Annotated in this window: 15 protein-coding genes and 1 tRNA gene; 6 read left to right on the plus strand and 10 right to left on the minus strand. The window is 31.9% G+C overall.

Annotated elements, in window-relative coordinates:
• The first annotated feature begins 1 nt into the window (after position 1).
• Together MR875_01795 and MR875_01800 are read left to right on the plus strand one after the other, a co-directional pair.
• Positions 2–1,393 carry a V-type ATP synthase subunit B gene (locus tag MR875_01795; protein MCI6993587.1) on the plus strand — a complete coding sequence of 464 codons (1,392 nt, stop codon included), beginning with the start codon at positions 2–4 and terminating at the stop codon, positions 1,391–1,393.
• Positions 1,394–1,421: 28 nt separating this feature from the next.
• Positions 1,422–2,105, plus strand: coding sequence for a V-type ATP synthase subunit D (locus MR875_01800; protein ID MCI6993588.1), 684 nt, complete (start codon positions 1,422–1,424; stop codon positions 2,103–2,105).
• 257 nt (positions 2,106–2,362) lie between these two features.
• On the opposite strand, the gene MR875_01805 is transcribed toward MR875_01800, so the two are convergent.
• The 5 genes from MR875_01805 to dnaG all read right to left on the minus strand — a co-directional run bounded on the left by MR875_01805 (position 2,363) and on the right by dnaG (position 6,159).
• A complete protein-coding gene (locus tag MR875_01805) occupies positions 2,363–3,547 on the minus strand; it encodes an ATP-grasp domain-containing protein (protein ID MCI6993589.1) in 1,185 nt (394 codons plus the stop codon).
• A 33-nt stretch (positions 3,548–3,580) separates the two neighbouring features.
• Positions 3,581–3,652: transfer RNA gene (locus MR875_01810), tRNA-Gln, on the minus strand.
• Positions 3,653–3,788: 136 nt separating this feature from the next.
• On the minus strand, positions 3,789–4,148 hold the full coding sequence (locus MR875_01815; protein MCI6993590.1) for a DUF1284 domain-containing protein: 360 nt from the start codon (positions 4,146–4,148) through the stop codon (positions 3,789–3,791).
• 78 nt (positions 4,149–4,226) lie between these two features.
• Entirely contained in the window at positions 4,227–4,838 is a 612-nt protein-coding gene (locus MR875_01820) for a biotin transporter BioY (protein ID MCI6993591.1), read from the minus strand.
• A gap of 55 nt (positions 4,839–4,893) precedes the next feature.
• Positions 4,894–6,159, minus strand: coding sequence for a DNA primase DnaG (gene dnaG, locus MR875_01825; protein MCI6993592.1), 1,266 nt, complete (start codon positions 6,157–6,159; stop codon positions 4,894–4,896).
• Between the two features lie 400 nt (positions 6,160–6,559).
• On the opposite strand from dnaG, the gene MR875_01830 reads away from it, so the two are divergent.
• The 3 genes from MR875_01830 (at position 6,560) to MR875_01840 (ending at position 8,680) form a co-directional block, all read left to right on the plus strand.
• Entirely contained in the window at positions 6,560–7,303 is a 744-nt protein-coding gene (locus tag MR875_01830) for an RraA family protein (protein MCI6993593.1), read from the plus strand.
• 97 nt (positions 7,304–7,400) lie between these two features.
• A complete protein-coding gene (locus tag MR875_01835; protein ID MCI6993594.1) occupies positions 7,401–7,703 on the plus strand; it encodes a Gar1/Naf1 family protein in 303 nt (100 codons plus the stop codon).
• 41 nt (positions 7,704–7,744) lie between these two features.
• Positions 7,745–8,680: a transcription initiation factor IIB gene (locus tag MR875_01840; GenBank protein ID MCI6993595.1), complete on the plus strand. Its 936-nt coding sequence runs from the start codon at positions 7,745–7,747 to the stop codon at positions 8,678–8,680.
• A 164-nt stretch (positions 8,681–8,844) separates the two neighbouring features.
• Here the strand turns inward: MR875_01840 and MR875_01845 are convergent, their stop codons facing one another.
• The 5 genes from MR875_01845 to MR875_01865 all read right to left on the minus strand — a co-directional run bounded on the left by MR875_01845 (position 8,845) and on the right by MR875_01865 (position 15,777).
• Positions 8,845–9,105 (minus strand): winged helix-turn-helix domain-containing protein, encoded by a 261-nt coding sequence (locus MR875_01845; GenBank protein ID MCI6993596.1) that lies wholly within the window; start codon positions 9,103–9,105, stop codon positions 8,845–8,847.
• 156 nt (positions 9,106–9,261) lie between these two features.
• The gene (locus tag MR875_01850) at positions 9,262–10,860 is read right to left on the minus strand and encodes an Ig-like domain repeat protein (protein MCI6993597.1); all 1,599 of its coding nucleotides are present in this window, start codon (positions 10,858–10,860) and stop codon (positions 9,262–9,264) included.
• Positions 10,861–11,256: 396 nt separating this feature from the next.
• Complete coding sequence (locus tag MR875_01855) at positions 11,257–13,146, minus strand: glycosyltransferase (protein ID MCI6993598.1); 1,890 nt, start codon at positions 13,144–13,146, stop codon at positions 11,257–11,259.
• A gap of 646 nt (positions 13,147–13,792) precedes the next feature.
• A complete protein-coding gene (locus MR875_01860; protein MCI6993599.1) occupies positions 13,793–14,680 on the minus strand; it encodes a DMT family transporter in 888 nt (295 codons plus the stop codon).
• A 38-nt stretch (positions 14,681–14,718) separates the two neighbouring features.
• Positions 14,719–15,777: a hypothetical protein gene (locus MR875_01865; protein ID MCI6993600.1), complete on the minus strand. Its 1,059-nt coding sequence runs from the start codon at positions 15,775–15,777 to the stop codon at positions 14,719–14,721.
• 40 nt (positions 15,778–15,817) lie between these two features.
• On the opposite strand from MR875_01865, the gene MR875_01870 reads away from it, so the two are divergent.
• Entirely contained in the window at positions 15,818–16,627 is an 810-nt protein-coding gene (locus tag MR875_01870) for a sulfite exporter TauE/SafE family protein (protein ID MCI6993601.1), read from the plus strand.
• Positions 16,628–16,635: the final 8 nt, after the last annotated feature.

The raw sequence follows: 16,635 nt of genomic DNA on the forward strand, positions 1-16,635 counted from the left end.
CATGAATACAAATATTAAAACTAGAGAATATACTACTGTATCCGAAGTCTCAGGTCCTTTAATGGTTGTTGAAGGAGTAGAAGGCGTTGGTTACAACGAAATCGTAGATATTGAAACACCTACTGGTGAAAAAAGAAGTGGACAAGTTCTTGAAGTAACTAAAGACATTGCTGTTATCCAAGTATTCGAAGGAACCACTGACTTAAACACTAAAGATACCAAAACCAGATTCACTGGTCAAACCGCAAAAATCGGTGTATCCAGAGACATGATGGGTCGTATCTTTAACGGTATCGGTAAACCTATTGACGGTGGACCAGAAATTATTCCAGATGAAGAATTAGATATTAATGGGGCTCCTATGAACCCTGCTTCTCGTGAATTCCCTGAAGAATTTATTCAAACTGGTATCTCTACCATTGACGCAATGAACACATTAGTAAGGGGACAAAAACTCCCTATTTTCTCAGGATCTGGTTTACCTCACAACGATTTAGCTGTTCAAATCGCTAGACAAGCTAAAGTATTAGGTGCTGACGATGAATTCGCAGTAATTTTCGCAGCTATGGGTATTACCAACGAAGAAGCAAACTTCTTCATGAGAGACTTCGAACGTACTGGAGCATTAGAAAAATTAACCGTATTCATGAACTTAGCAGACGACCCTGCTATTGAAAGAATCTTAACTCCAAAAATGGCTTTAACTACTGCTGAATACTACGCATTCACCTTAGGTATGCAAGTATTAGTTATCTTAACTGATATGACCAACTACTGTGAAGCTTTAAGGGAAATTTCCGCAGCAAGAGAAGAAGTACCTGGAAGAAGAGGTTACCCTGGTTACATGTACACTGACCTCGCAGGTATCTATGAAAGAGCAGGACGTATTGACGGTAAAGAAGGTTCCATTACTCAAATGCCTATCTTAGTTATGCCTCAAGACGATATTACACACCCAATTCCTGATTTAACCGGTTATATTACCGAAGGACAAATTGTATTAAGTAGGGAACTCTCAAGGAAAGGTATTTACCCTCCTGTAGACGTACTTCCTTCACTTTCTCGTTTGATGAGTGGTGGTATTGGTGGAGACAAAACTAGGGATGACCACAGTGGTGTATCTGACCAACTCTATTCTGCATATGCAGAAGGTCGTGAATTAAGAGACTTAGTAGCAGTTGTAGGGGAAGAAGCACTTACTGAAAGAGATCAAAAATTCTTAGAATTTGCTCAAGCATTTGAAGACCAATTCATTACCCAAAGTAAAGATGAAGATAGATCCATCTTCGAATCATTAGATCTCGGTTGGAACTTACTCAAAATCTTACCTAAAGCTGAGCTCAAAAGGGTTAAAGAAGAATTTATTGAACAATACCTTCCTAAAGATGAATAATCTCATTACATTTAATGTAGGTGATTAAATGGCACAAGATATTATAGATGGAATTAATCCAACTCGTATGGAATTGTTATCTCTTAAAAACAGGACTAAACTTGCTGTTAAAGGGCACGGTTTACTCAAAGAAAAAAGAGATGCTTTAATTAAAGAGTTTTTTGATATCTTGGATCGTGTCAAAGGTATTCGTGAAAATGCAGAAAAAAGTCTTAAAGAAGCAAATGATGCTTTACTTGAAGCTCAAATTGCTATGGGTGACTTAGCTGTTAGAAAAGCAGCATTATCCGTTAAAGAATCTATTGATGTAGAAATTTCATCAAGAAGTGTTATGGGTGTTGCTGTACCTGTAACTGATGTTAAAATGGAAGAAAGATCCATTATTGACAGAGGTTATGGTTTTGCTGACACTACTATCCAATTAGACGAAGCTGCTAAAAAATTCGAGGAATCATTAAAGTATTTAATCGAACTTGGTGAAGTAGAAAAAACTATTTTCTTACTTGCTGAAGAAATCGAAGCTACTAAACGTAGAGTAAATGCTTTAGAACACATTATGATTCCTAGATTCCAAAATACTGAAAAGTATATTGATATGAGACTCCAAGAAATGGAAAGGGAAAACTTCGTAAGATTGAAAATGATTAGATCTACTATTGAGAAAAATGAAAAAGCTGCTGCTGAAGCGGCTGCCGCAGAAAATGCAGAATAATTTTTCTTATTCTTTTCATTTTCTTCTATTTTTTATTATTTTTTTAATTAAAGTTCAAATTATTGTTTATTTTTAAAATAAGTTATTTTAAGTTAGTTACTGTAAGAAATATTTTTTTCTAGAAAATGGTGTAAATATGAAAAGAAATCCAATTGACCAATTTATGAAAGACCCAGACAATAAGGCAAAAGTATTTATCTGGATTACTCGTGCAATGATTATAACTACTTTTATGATAACAATTGGAGTTATATTATTTATTCTATATCTAGTTGGCATAATTTAGCTTTGCTATTAACTTTTTTACTAGATAATTCTACTTTTTCATATAATTTTTTGAAATCTTCATCACTGTCGATGATTGTAAGCAATGGTTCTGATTTTTCAGTTATTGATCCGATATGTGGCAAGTCATAGATATTGTCCAAATCTATTTTTTCATATTTCATTCTTGTTGGTGAATAGACAATTTTTTTATACGAATAACATTTTGGTTCAGGAACATCAATGATTTCACCCTGGCAGGATTTGATGTGTGCATCAAGCATATTTATTCCAAGAGTTCTTTCAACACATTCAAATGTCCCTTGAAGTCTTGCATTAAGTTCAATGATATATAATCCATTTTCATTAAGGATATAGTCAACACCATTTGAACCAATTAAATTGAATTTATTAGCCAATTTCTCTGAAGTTTCATTCATTTCATTATTGATATTGGTCATGTCATTAACATCTGCCATTATTGATTCATTTGTTAAGGGTAGGATGTTACCGACATATATGAAACTGTTACTTTTTCCAAAATCGTCTTCAGTTAATAATCTTGAGTTGGTTATTGTCTTTGCTTCACTTCCAGTTGATAAAATTGATGAACTTACATTAATTCCTGTAACATATTCTTGCAAGATGAATTCACTATCATCAAATTGCAAATCTTTTGCATTATCTAAAAGATTTATATTATATCCACCACTTCCTTGAATGGGTTTTAAAATAAATTGATTGTCTGGATGACTTTTACTAATTTCAAATGCTTCATCTATATCAGACAACCTAAAAGTCATAGGAGTTAAAAATTCATTTTTAATTTTTTTGAAGAATTTGAATTTGTTTTCAATGTCTCCAACTTCTGTTGTCCCTAAAATTTTTCTTTTATGTTCCTTGGAAAAATCACTAGGTGACACACCGGAAATTGGAATGATGTAGTCAACTTCATCGAGATATTCTTTTGAAAATTCTAAAATATCTATATTGTTGAATTGATCTTCGAATTCACCGCAGCTTTCACCATTTTTCTCGTTTAAGATGATTTTCTGGTTTTTGATGGTTTGGGTATCTGAAGTTGAAAAATAACTAGTAGAAAATAATTCAAAATCAAGCTGGAGTGCACTATTAATCATTGCTCTTGTATCAATTCCAATAAGTAATAGTTTTTCCATAAAATATCAAGTAAAAAAAGTTTATAAAAGTAATAGTCCCGAGCGGAGTCGAACCGCCGTCTCCGGGTCCAAAGCCTAGAAGGATTACCACTACCCTACGGGACTATACATGTTGTAACACATACAACATTTAATATATATTTATTATGTACTATTTATAGTTATCGGTTATTTGTTACTTTTTGATAAAATAAATGTTTTATAGGTTTTCAATATTTTTTCTATTTTCATAATAATATTATTACTCAAGTTTTTGATAAAACAAACATTCTTCATGCCACACACATTTGGAACAAACTTTTGATATACTTTCTTTTGTATTGAAAATTGTATCAATTTTTTCAAATAATTCAACTGAATTATATTCTCGTTTTTCCAGGTGATTCAATACTTCATTGTCCATACTTATGATTCTTTCGTTTTGATCTTCATTTTCACATATGTTATTCTTTAGATTTGGACATGATTTACAGATATCATCCGATGAATTTGTTAGTTTAACGGTAGTTTCCTTTAATTTCCTTTTATCATTAACAGAGATCATATTTTTTGTAAATTCTTCGCTATATCCATAGCCCTGAAAACCCTTAAGACACAACAAATGGTGTCCTCTTAAAATAAGTGTCATAAAAAATCAATTAATTAAAATAAATAAAAAAAGAAAGGTTGTGAAACCTTTTTAGTCTTTTGGTAAACATACTTTGGAAACAGATGCTGCACCTAAGATTTTTACAATATCTCCAGCGATAAATGGTACAAGACCCATCATTAAAAGGTCAACAATCCCAACGGTTGCACCTTGGGTTAAGCTTAACCATAATGCAAGACCTAAAAGTCCTGGAATGTAGATTAATGCAAAGTTTGCAACACCGATCACGGTTGCCATTCTAGTAAAGTTACGTGCATGAGCATATTTTTCAGTTATTGCTCCAACAAAGTATGATGCAATAACAAATCCAACAAGGAATCCTCCTGTGGATCCAAGTAATGTTTCAACTCCACCAGTCATTCCTCCGAACCATGGGATGAATGCTACACCTAAAACAACGTATAAAACTTGACTTAAACATCCATATTTTTTACCTAAAAATAATCCTGAGCATAATACTGCAAAGGTTTGTGCAGTAACTGGAACTGGGGTCCATGGAAGTGGAATAATAATTTGCGCCATTATACCAGTAAAACATGCCATCATTAATGACATAAGCACTTTGGTTGCAGTATTAGCATCTTGTACTCTTTCAAAAACGTTTTTTCTAGTACTGTAGTAATTTTCAATATTAATATTCAATTATATTCCTCCAAATACGAAAATAGAAATAAATGAGAATTGGTTAATTCTCAAGTTAGTTAATAGTTATAATTTTAACGTTATGTGGTTTTTTAACTATATTAACGGATTTAAATGCGACTAATTTTTCAATGCCTTTTTCTGAAGCTGCATCAACTAATCTTTGGCTGATTACACCATCGAATATTACAGCATCAGCAGTTCCTTCTATGTTTTTAATTTCTTCATAGATGTTTTCTACTTCAACTTCTTTAGTCATATTTAATGCTTCGTCTAAAATAGCTCCAATACCAGTGCCTTCGAATTCTCTAAGCATGTCTTTCATTAAGCTTACTTCGTCATCTTCCATAACTGGTTCTTCGACACGTGGTTCTTCACGATGGTGGTTGTTGTATTTTTGTTTTTTGTCATGTCTGTTGTCGTGTTTTCTTTCGTGTCTGTTGTTACGGTTTTTTCCGTGTTCTTTTTTAGGATTGTCATTTAAGATGTTTGTTGTAGCGAGGAATTGTGCAGTAGGGACTTTGTCTCTGAGTGCAACTAAAACTTCGTCTTTTTCTAAATCTTCAACTTCTTTTCCTTTTGGAGCACGGGTAATGAAGTCAACTTCACCAATTTGTAATAATTCTTTTAAGATGAGTTCTCCACCTCTGTCTCCGTCAACAAATGCGGTGGTAGTTCTTTTTTTACTTAACTCACCAATAGAACGAGGTACACTTACACCTTCAACAGCTACGGTGTTTTTGATACCATATTTGAGTAAGTTTAAAACATCGCTACGTCCTTCTACTACGATAATTGCATCGGATGAGTGGATAGTAGGACCAGCAGGTAAACGATCTTCACCATATTCAGAGATTTCGTGAACTCTCATTGCTTCTCTGACTTCTTCAATCATTTTAATGCTGGTAGGACCAACGCTTTCAACCATGTTTTTGTAAATTTCTTTAGCACGGTTAACAACTTGTTCCCTTTTGACAGCTCTTACATCTTCAACTTTTGTAGTTTGAATTTCTGCTTCACAAGGACCTACACGATTAATAGTTTCAAGAGATGCTGCGAGGATAGCAGTTTCAACTCTGTCTAAACTGGATGGAATTACAATTTCTCCTTTTGCTCTTCCGCTGTTAGAACGAATGTTAACTTGAATTCTTCCGATTCTTCCAGTTCTTTGGAGTTCTCTTAAATCTAAGTCATTACTAAGTAAACCTTCAGTTTGCCCAAATACAGCTCCAACGACATCAGGTTTTTCTACAATACCGTTAGCAGTAATTTGAGCGTGAATTAAATATTTTGTAGTTGTTAATTCTTCTCCTTTTCCCATTCTTAAGCCTCCTAAGCTTATTAATCGGGATAATTTATGTAACTATTAAAAAGTTATTTGATAAATTTGCATAAATTATACGATAATCATATATATTCTTCAGTCTTATAGACCTATTATACACTAAAAAAGAGTTTTACATTTGCAGTGAGTCCACTATTAAGGTTTTACTATCAATATCTCTGATTGTTTTTAGTTAAAAGTTATATTTCCTTAATAATCGTAGTTTTCTCCTGTCTTTGAATAAATTAATAATGAATTTAATAATAATGATATGTAAATTAACTCTATTGAGTATATAATAATGTTAAGTATTTCCTTAAAAATACTACAATTATTATTTATTAGTAAAACTAATATATAAATTGTATTATAATTGAAGTGAAGAATTGGTGAGGTTATGTCAATTAGTCCAAAGGATTTATTAAATAAAAATAAAAATTTGAACAAAAGAGTAGAAATTAGTGAAATTTGTTTAGAAAATGTTACAATTGATGATTTAAAATTTGATGGAAATAACTATAATGAGTATATAAATTTATATTCTCTTTTGGAAAGTGTGTCTTCATGTCAAGTTTCAGATGCATTTAATGGAATTTCCAGACGTTCAGGTGTCATTCAAAAAATAAAACCAATCAATAATCAGAAAGTATTTGGTAGAATTTTCACTGCTGAAACTGATAGTGATGATTGGGGAACTTCTGCAATGGCAATTGATGCTGCAGAAGATGGAGATATTTTATTTTTTAAAGTGAACAATGATGATAAGGCAATTTGGGGTGAACTTGCGTCAACTTGTGCTCGTGACAATGGAATAAAAGCAACTGTAATTTATGGATCAGCACGTGATCTTGATGCTTTATTGTATATGGATTATCCTGTATTTGCAACAAACTATTGTCCTAATGCCGGGTCTGCTTTGGGTTTAGGAAGTTTAAATGAACCATTGGATATTGATGGATTTATAGTAAATCCTGGTGATTTCTTCATTGGAGATGAATGTGGTATTGTTGTTATTCCACAAGAATTATTTTCACAAACTATGGTTGCTGCTTTAGGTGTTAAAATTAAGGAATCAATGATTATAGATAAAATTTCACAGGGAGTTACCTTGTCTGAAATTGTTGGTCTTGGAAAAAAATAGCAAAACATTTAATATGTTACCTATGTTTATATATAAATATATCGATACCTTTATATACTACTTCCTCATTATATATAACTGATACAGATTTGATTTTATGAAATTATTAGGAAAAAGTTTGCATATAGCAAATTCAGGAAAATTAATAGCTCGAACAACCAAGACATCGTCACCGGGAGCTATAGTATTTGATAGTAACAAGAAGAAGATTGGTAAAGTAGGATATGTTTTTGGACCTACTGCCCGTCCCTATGTCTCAATTAGATTATTTAGACAAGCAAATAGGGATGAAATTGCGAAAAACTGTGGTGAAAAATTATTTGTATCAAAACCAAAATCCAAAAAGACTAGAAAAAGGAGGATGAAATCACGCCAAAACAAACCCCACAACCGAAAGTAGATGAAATTCCAAGAAGAGGAAGACGTGGAAGAAGAGCACAATTGGCTAAAGCACAAGAAGAAGGACCAAAAGAACCAACAGTCTGTCCTGAATGTGGATCAACCGAATTAATTGGTGACTACGAAAGAGCAGAAGTTGTATGTTCTCGTTGTGGATTAGTTATTGATGAAAATCTTGTGGACATGGGTCCTGAATGGAGAGCATTCGACCATGAACAAAGAGACAAACGTACCAGAGTAGGTGCTCCAATTACTTACACTATTCACGATAAGGGTTTAAGTACCATGATTGATTGGAGAAACAAGGATATCTATGGTCGTGACATCCCTGCAAGAAACAGAGCACAATGGTACAGATTAAGAAAATGGCAAAGGAAAATCAGAATTTCCGGTGCTACTGAAAGAAACTTAGCATTCGCATTAAGTGAACTTGACCGTGACTCCTCAAGATTAGGACTTCCAAGAAGTGTTAGGGAAGCTGCAAGTGTAGTATACAGAAGTGCGGTTGACAACAAATTGATCAGAGGAAGAAGTATTGAAGGAGTAGTAGCAGCATCATTATACGCTGCATGTAGACGTTGTAACGTTCCACGTACTTTAGATGAAATTGCTGAAGTATCTAGAGTAACTAAAAAAGAAGTAGGTCGTACATACAGATTCTTAACCCGTGAGTTAAACATCAAATTACCGCCAACTTCTCCAGTAGATTACGTTCCTAGATTTGCATCAGAACTCGGGCTTTCCGGTGAAGCACAATCCAAAGCTATTAAAATCATTGAAAAAGCAATGGAAAAAGGATTAACTTCAGGAAGAGGACCAACTGGTGTAGCAGCTGCAGCATTATATATTGCATCAGTTTTACTTGGGGACAGAAAAACCCAAAGAGATGTAGCTGAAATTGCTGGTGTTACTGAAGTAACTATCAGAAACAGGTACAAAGAACTTACAGAACAATTAGAAATGGGTGTTACTTTATAAACACCTTTTTTACTTTCTTTTTTTTAAATTTTAAAGATTAATAATCTTTCATAAAATTTAGTACTTTATATTTTTATTTCAATATTGATTTAATTTTTAAATAGTGATTATATAACTGTGTTTGAAAAATAGTGTAAATTAAGTTGGGATAATGAAGAAAAAGTTTAGTCTAGCTTTTCAACTACTTCTTCTCCAACAGCAGTCAATCTATAAAGACGTCTTTTTCTTGCTTCTTCATTGATGCATTCTACCATTCCATTTTCTTTTAACTCACGAAGGACTTTTGAAATATGGTTTGGTAATATTCCTGCTTCTTCTGCAATTTTAGTTGGTGTTTTAACATCATCTTTTAATGCTTTCATTGTTTTAACACGGTATGTACTAATGTTTACATAAGCATATTTTTTTAGTGTTTCATCATCCATTGGTTTTCCCTCCTGGAATTAGTAGTTATTTCTTAATAACTTTTACTTACTATATAAAACTAATGTAACTTAATGGGTATTATAATGTATGTATTATGATATTTAAAATTATCTGAAAAAATTTTAAAAAAAAGAAAAAATGTAGATGTTAATCATCTACTTAACAGTAATTATAGCTTTTTTAGTTGCAGCATTGTAATAGCTACTTCCACTATATCTGATTGTTGCAGTGAATTTACATTTATAGAATAATTTGGTGATCTTAAATGTTGCAACACCATAAGCATTGGTCTTTGCATAGTAGTATCTACCATTAACTTTTAAGGTAACTTTTTTGTATTTCATTACTTTTCCTGCTTGGTTTTTTAATGTAATGCTGTATTTTTTTGTTTTTGTTGATTTTTTAAATGTTTTTGCAGCGGAGGTTATTTTTGGAATTCCTTTTTTGACAGTAATTTTGATTGTTTTTGAGGAATCTTTGTAGTTGTCATCTCCTGCAAATTTTGTTTTTATAGTATATGTTTTAATACCAAAGTATGATGAAGATATTTTTATCTGACCGTTTTTATCGGTAATTTTGGTAGCTATTTGTTTACCGTTTGCATAAAATGTTACTTTAACTCCGCTGATCGCTTTTTTGGAACTGTCTTTTAAAGTTATTACAAAATTACTACCATAACGGATAGCAGTTGATGGGGATATTGTAAGTGTTGTTACTTTTTTACCATTAATTGTGCAATCCTTTGTGTTTTGTCCGGATTTTGCAGTGTTGTCCTTAAATGTACATGAGTAACTGGTACTTTTATACATTGCTCCACCGTAATTAACTGCGTAATTTCCGGTAAAAGTGCATGATTTTGCAATTCCTTCAATCATTGCTCCACCATTTTTCTTTGCGGAGTTTTCATTAAATGTACAGGATTTTGCGGTTCCAATATACATTGCACCTCCGTTGGATTTTGCATAATTACTGATGAAACTGCTGCTTGTAACATCTGTTGAATAGGTTGCTCCACCATATTCTGCTGAGTTATTAATAAACTTACAATTATTAGCGGTTCCTTCAGCGATTGCTCCACCTAATGATCTAGCATAGTTTTGGGTAAATGTACAGTGGTTAGCGGTAACTTTATAGATTGCTCCACCATAATCTGCGGAATTTTTAACAAAATTACAATAGTTGGCAGTACCGTTATAGATTGCTCCACCAAAACCATCTTCACAGTTTAGAGCATAGTTGTTGGTAAATGTACAGTGGTTAGCAGTACCTCCATATATTGCTCCTCCTGCTTGTTTTGCAGAATTGGTTGTAAAATTGCAGTAGTTTGCTTCATAATTTCCATAAATTGCTCCACCCATTGATTCATCTTCTTGGGAACAACCATGGATAAAGTTTATATTGTTGAATATAACTTTACAACCTTCAGTTATCTTGAAAATACGAGCATGTTTGTCCCCATCAAGTGTGTGTCCGTTACCATTAATAGTTACGTCACGGCTTATGGTAATTCCAGTTTTAAAGTCATAATCAGTATTACTGTTGTATGTATAATCATCACTCAATTCAATGGTTGAATCAGAATTATCATTAATTAATTTATTTAAATCAGTAAATGTGTTCGGAGTGGTGGCAATTGCATTATTTGTCGAATCCATTGCAAGTGTGTCATTTGTTGTGTTATCTGATGCACTTACTGCAGATATTGCAAGCAAACTTATCAATACTGTTAATATTATGAATTTCTTGTTTAGCAAAATTTCCCTCCATAATTAATTTAGATATATTTTTGGTTAATATATGATATAATTATTTAGGATTTTATTCAGATTTTATCTCATATGGATTTAATTCAATCTTTTGTGTATCTGGAATTCATCAATATCTTATTAATATTTATCATTGTAATATTTTTCATTGAAATAACTGGTTGTACTGCAATCGGGTAATGTGTTATTTTTTTACTCCCAAAATTCATCATCATCGTAGTTCATGCCCCAGTCTGGGCTGTCAGATAGGTCGGATCCGCAATTTTCACATACTAAATTTCCAAGGTCATTTAAATGTCCACAAACATCACATGTTATCATGTTTAATCCTCCTAATGTGAGTGCCATAATTGTATAGGTCTCTAAAATAGAGAATCCATAAACTTAATCTTTTGAGTATTTTTCGATTCTATATTTCAATTCACGTACAATTCCATCATTGTTATGATTTTTAACTTTTTCAAGTTTTTCCTGATATTTGGGAAGTCTTGACAAGAATTTTTTAACTTTAGAAGCATTCATGGTTTCATGATATTCTCCGTAACCTAATTTTTCAACATAAAATCCGTTTAGTGTTTGTTCAAAGTTTCCAATAGCTGGAACTGAATAAATAGGTTTTTTAAGATGTATTGCTTCAGAAATGAATGTGAATCCTCCGTTACATATAACTGCTTTGGATGATGCTAAATCATCGTAGAAAACATCTTCATTAAATTCTTTGTATGTTAAATTGCCGTCAACTTCGTTTTTATTAAATCCATAAACAATGAATTTTTCATTATTGAGTGACTTTAACTTACGGACCAATTGTACACTTTCTTTGCTTGTTTGGTATACAATTACATGTTTTCCTTCTTTAGGTTCTAGTTTTAAGATATCTTCACGTATGATTGGAGGGTATATTACTGCATTTTTTCCTGATCTTACTTTGGGATAGAAGAAACTTGTTAAAATATGAACTTTTGGTTTAACAACATATGTTTTGATTACACCTTTTGCCTTGACCATTTCAACATATTTGTCTTTCGGATAATCAAATTTGGTTTGGGTAATCATATGAATGTTATCTAAGCTGATTAAAGGAATATTCAATAGTTTGGATACCATTGTTGCATAAATCTCAAAATCAGTTACAATAACATCTGGTCTGAGATCTCTTGCTTTTTTATATAATGTTTCATATCCTTCTTTTAGGTTTGCTGGATTTCTTTTTAGTGCACTTGCAAGAGTTTTTAAGTTATTTACTTTATTGTTGATGTAGACTGTGTTGAATCCTCCAATTTTATAAACATTGTCAAATTTGGATTTCAGGTACTCATAAGCCCTGTCACTTGAGAATAAATAGACATCATAGTCTTCTTTGATTTTGCCGACAATTACTCCAGTCCTTATTGCATGACCCATTCCTTCACCACAGACACAGTAAAAGACTATTCTTTTATCTCTTTCAGGTTTGGCATTTATCTGGGATCTTGCATTGATGATTTTTTCTTTTGACTCGTCATAGGTTCCTTTTATATCATTAACTTTTTCAAGGCCTTTTTCAAGTCTTGACATATCTGATTCGGATATTTTTTCGTGGCCAAAATTATAGTTCAGTTCACTTGCATCAGTTCTTTTTCCTAAGAAATCATTAACTGTACTTTCACCGTATTGTCTGATGAGTGTTGCAAGTCCTTCCTCTTCAAGTCTTCTGGTTGAAACACCAATTCTAGCATTTCTTAAAACTCTGAAACGTTCCTTTTTAGCCAATCTTTCAATATAATCAGTATCTTCTCCAAATGTCAAGTCTTCATCAAATCCATTGCATTCTTCATGTAATTTTCTCTTTGCGATGATTCCATAGCATCCCGCACCATGGGGCTTAATTTTTTCAACACCTATCATAAAGTAATTTGCAAATTCGTGGAATAATTTATCTTCGACTTTATTTGAAAGGGGTTTCATACGAGTGATTGCAATTCCAAGCCTTTCCATTTGAAACTCATAAATAACGTCTCTTAGGTAATCTTCTGTTAACTTCAAATCTGAATCTAAAAAGATTAAAATATCTCCCTTTGCAACTTTAGCACCATTATTTCTACCTACTGCCGGCATGCCTCCATCTACTAGGATACAACCGTATTCCTGAGCTATTTCTCTTGTTCTGTCAGTTGAATTTGCATCAGCTACAATAACTTCATAATCATCAAAATCTTGTTCTTTAATACTGTCTAGAAGAATTGGGAGATAATCTTCTTCATTGTAAGTAGGTATAATAATGCTTAAAATCATATGTTAAGGTTTATTTTTTGTTGTATTAAATATTTGTGAAAAAAGGGTTTTTCAGTTTTAAGTAGTAACGTAATTAAAACTCCAATCATTGAACGTTAATTCTCCTTTGAAAATTTTCAAAGTTCTTAAAGGCTCCCTAAAAAAGATTATTTTATCCTTTTTAATTTCAACCATTTAATTGTGGCTTGCAATATAACTGTCAGTGCCACAAGTACATTGACCATTTTTTCCTCCATTATGTTCATAATTATCTGTTTTATTTTAGTTTTATTTCATTTCAAACTTATAATTTGAACTTATTATATTTAAAAATTACTTTTAATGGGTTTAAATTTTAAATAATAAGTATAAAATTGTTTTATTAAAATAATATTGATTTTTAATAGTTATTGGAATTAATATTGTGTTGATATGTATGTTGACTGTTTAATGGTTATTTTTTTTAAAAAATAGTTTTTATGAATGTTATTTTCATTAATGAGTTATCTAATTCTTTATATTTTAATTATAGACTATTTTTAATCATATTAGTCACTTAGATACATTTATATATTATTTTTATCAGATTATAATTCAACATCTTAAAGATGTGCTTCATTATTCGGAGTAATTATTTGTTTTAGGGGAAAGTTTATTCTTTCCCTTTTTAATTAACTTTTTCTTTTCTACTTAACATCATCATTGCAATTATTGTTAATATGAATCCGCAAGACATCAAAAGTGTTGGAACCTCGGAGTAGAATATTAACCCGAAAATAAGTGCTGCAAACGGTTCTGCACCTGATAATAATATTGAAGCTATTCCTGAATCAACGTGTTCCAAACTCACTGTTGAGAATATATATGGAAGAGCAAATGAGAATGTGGAATGCATAAGCAGGAATATTACAACTAAAACGGGATTAATTGAAATGAAATTGGAAATGTCTGCGAAATTTGTAAATGGTATTAATCCTATTGAAATGAATGTAATTGTGTAAATGAGGATTGTAAATGTGTGTTTTCCATTTTCAATTGATTTTTTAGAAGTCATCAAGTAGACTGCCCAGAATAATCCTGCCCCGATACCAGCAACAATACCATAAACCGGAAGGTCACTTAAGCTAGTTTCTAAAACGCCGGTCATTAAGATACAACCGAGAATAGCTAATGTCATACAAATTAATTTTTTGTTTGTAATTTTTTCTCCAAATGCGAAATATGCAATTACAAGAACATAAATTGGTGCAAGTGACAGTAAAACTGCTGCCAGTGAAAGTGGAATGCTTCCCATAGATTCATTGTAGCATAAGTTAAGTCCTACAATGCTTATTCCACAAACTAAAAATAATGGCATGTCTTTTAAATCTATTTTCAACAAGTTTTTGTCAGTTATGAAAATAGCTATCATTATTGGGATAATTGCTATTGAAAACCTTAAAAAAAGAAGTGTTGTTGAATCAATTCCGTTTGCTATCAATGTTCTAACGAATACTCCTCCAGATCCAAACATTATTCCGGCTAGAATTGGTAAAATTAAATAGATTTTTTTCATAAATCTTAATTGGTGTTATTGATATAAAATTTTATCTATTATAAATAAGAATAGATATTCCATGAAACTGTGTAATACTTGCATGAATTGTTTAATGGCACTTTTAAATCATTGATTAATTCCATTTCATTGTAATTTGAATCTACACGGTAGGTTTCATTGCTTATTTTTTCTATTGGAATGTCTCCAAAATCAACATTATCAGTAATGTCTGATATTTCTACAGTATAGTAGTCAGGTTCTGCACCTGCAAATGCCACAGTAAATCTTAAAGCAACAACAATTAGTATTATTAAAATAGGTAAGGAACGATTAAAAAGATATCTGGCTTCGCTTAAGCCAATATTCCTGTATGTCGGTTGGATTTCTTCATTTTTCTGCAATAATTTTTTATCTCTTAAAACTGTTCCAATAATCAAGTTGAGATAGTATCCATTTCTATAGACAAGCCATATTCCTAAAATACCTACGATTGATGGTGTTGCCCAAAGACCTCCATCAAATGATCCAATAAGAAGACAGCTTGAGAAGAATGCAAGAAGAAAATTTGTAAACCATGCTCTTTTCTGATTTGCTAAAACTAAAGTTACAAACAATACTGGAAGCAATAAAATCACTAAAAAACCAATTGTTGGAACATATGAGTATAGGCCAACTCCTGTGTTGATGTTGCTTTGAACAAAAGGTCCAATAATCTGAGTTATGACTTCACCTAAAATGGATTTTAACAGATGAGTGTGTAAAATGCTTGTAGAACTCATTGTGTTGGACATAGCACAGAATATGGTATTAAGTTTGATTCCCATTTGGAGTCTGAAAACGACTTCCAAAAGGTTTCCTAAAATAAGTAAAACTGCTCCAATAACTATTGATATTTTTAAATATTTAGTAACATCAATTTCTTTAGGGATTGTCTGGGATAAAATTAACAGCAATCCTAAAAGGCCAAAAAACATGATGTCTTTTCCTTTTGATGATCCCATTAAAAATAAATGAGTTATTGGTCTTATGATGGGATTTAGTAAGTCAGTTGCAAAGATTACTCCTCCAAGCAATATGAATATAAATCCAACTAAGATAGTTTTATTAAGTTTCATTAACAATAATTTAATATTTATGATTTAAATAAGTGATGTTATGTTTACAATCGAATATTTCGCAGGTTTAATTTTAATTGGTATATGTGCAGGTTTTGCATCAGGGCTTTTAGGAGTTGGTGGTGGATTTTTAATAGCTCCTCTTCAATACTTCTTATTGGAATATATTGGTGTTGCACCTGATCTTGCTATTTTAATTTCATTTGGAACAAGCCTAGCAATCATTATTCCAACATCAATCAGTGGTGCTTATAGGCATACAAGAACAATGGACAACATTTTAAAACCGGGAATTCGTTTAGGTATTTTTGGTGTAATTGGAGGTTTTGTTGGTGGTTTTGTTGCATCAATGATTCCTTCAGATACATTAAAATTCATTTTTGGTCTTTTATTATTGTTCATTACTTTTAACAATATTGTCAATATTAATAAAGAAAGAGAAAAAGCTAGACTTCCATTTAATTGGATAACTATTGGAATTATTGGTTTGGCAGTTGGATTTTCATCAGGACTTTTAGGAGTTGGTGGTGGTGTATTTTTAATTGCAATTTTAACTGCACTTCTTGGATTCTCAATGATTGAAGCAATAGGAACTTCTTCAATATTTATTAGTCTAACAGCTATTGGTGGTTTCCTGTCTTATATGATTTCAGGTTGGGGAGTAAGTACATTCCCATACTCTATAGGTTATGTAAGTATTCTCAACTTAGTGTTAATTGCATGTTTCTCAGTGCCAATGGCTTCCTATGGAGCAAAAATGGCACACAGAGTTCCCCAAAAAAAGTTAAAAATAATATTCTCAGTAGTAATTCTATACATGGCTTTAAAAATGTTAGGAATTTTACCGTAGGGTGATCT

Origin of the sequence: Methanobrevibacter sp. (genome assembly GCA_022775905.1) — an archaeon.
Taxonomy (GTDB): domain Archaea; phylum Methanobacteriota; class Methanobacteria; order Methanobacteriales; family Methanobacteriaceae; genus Methanocatella.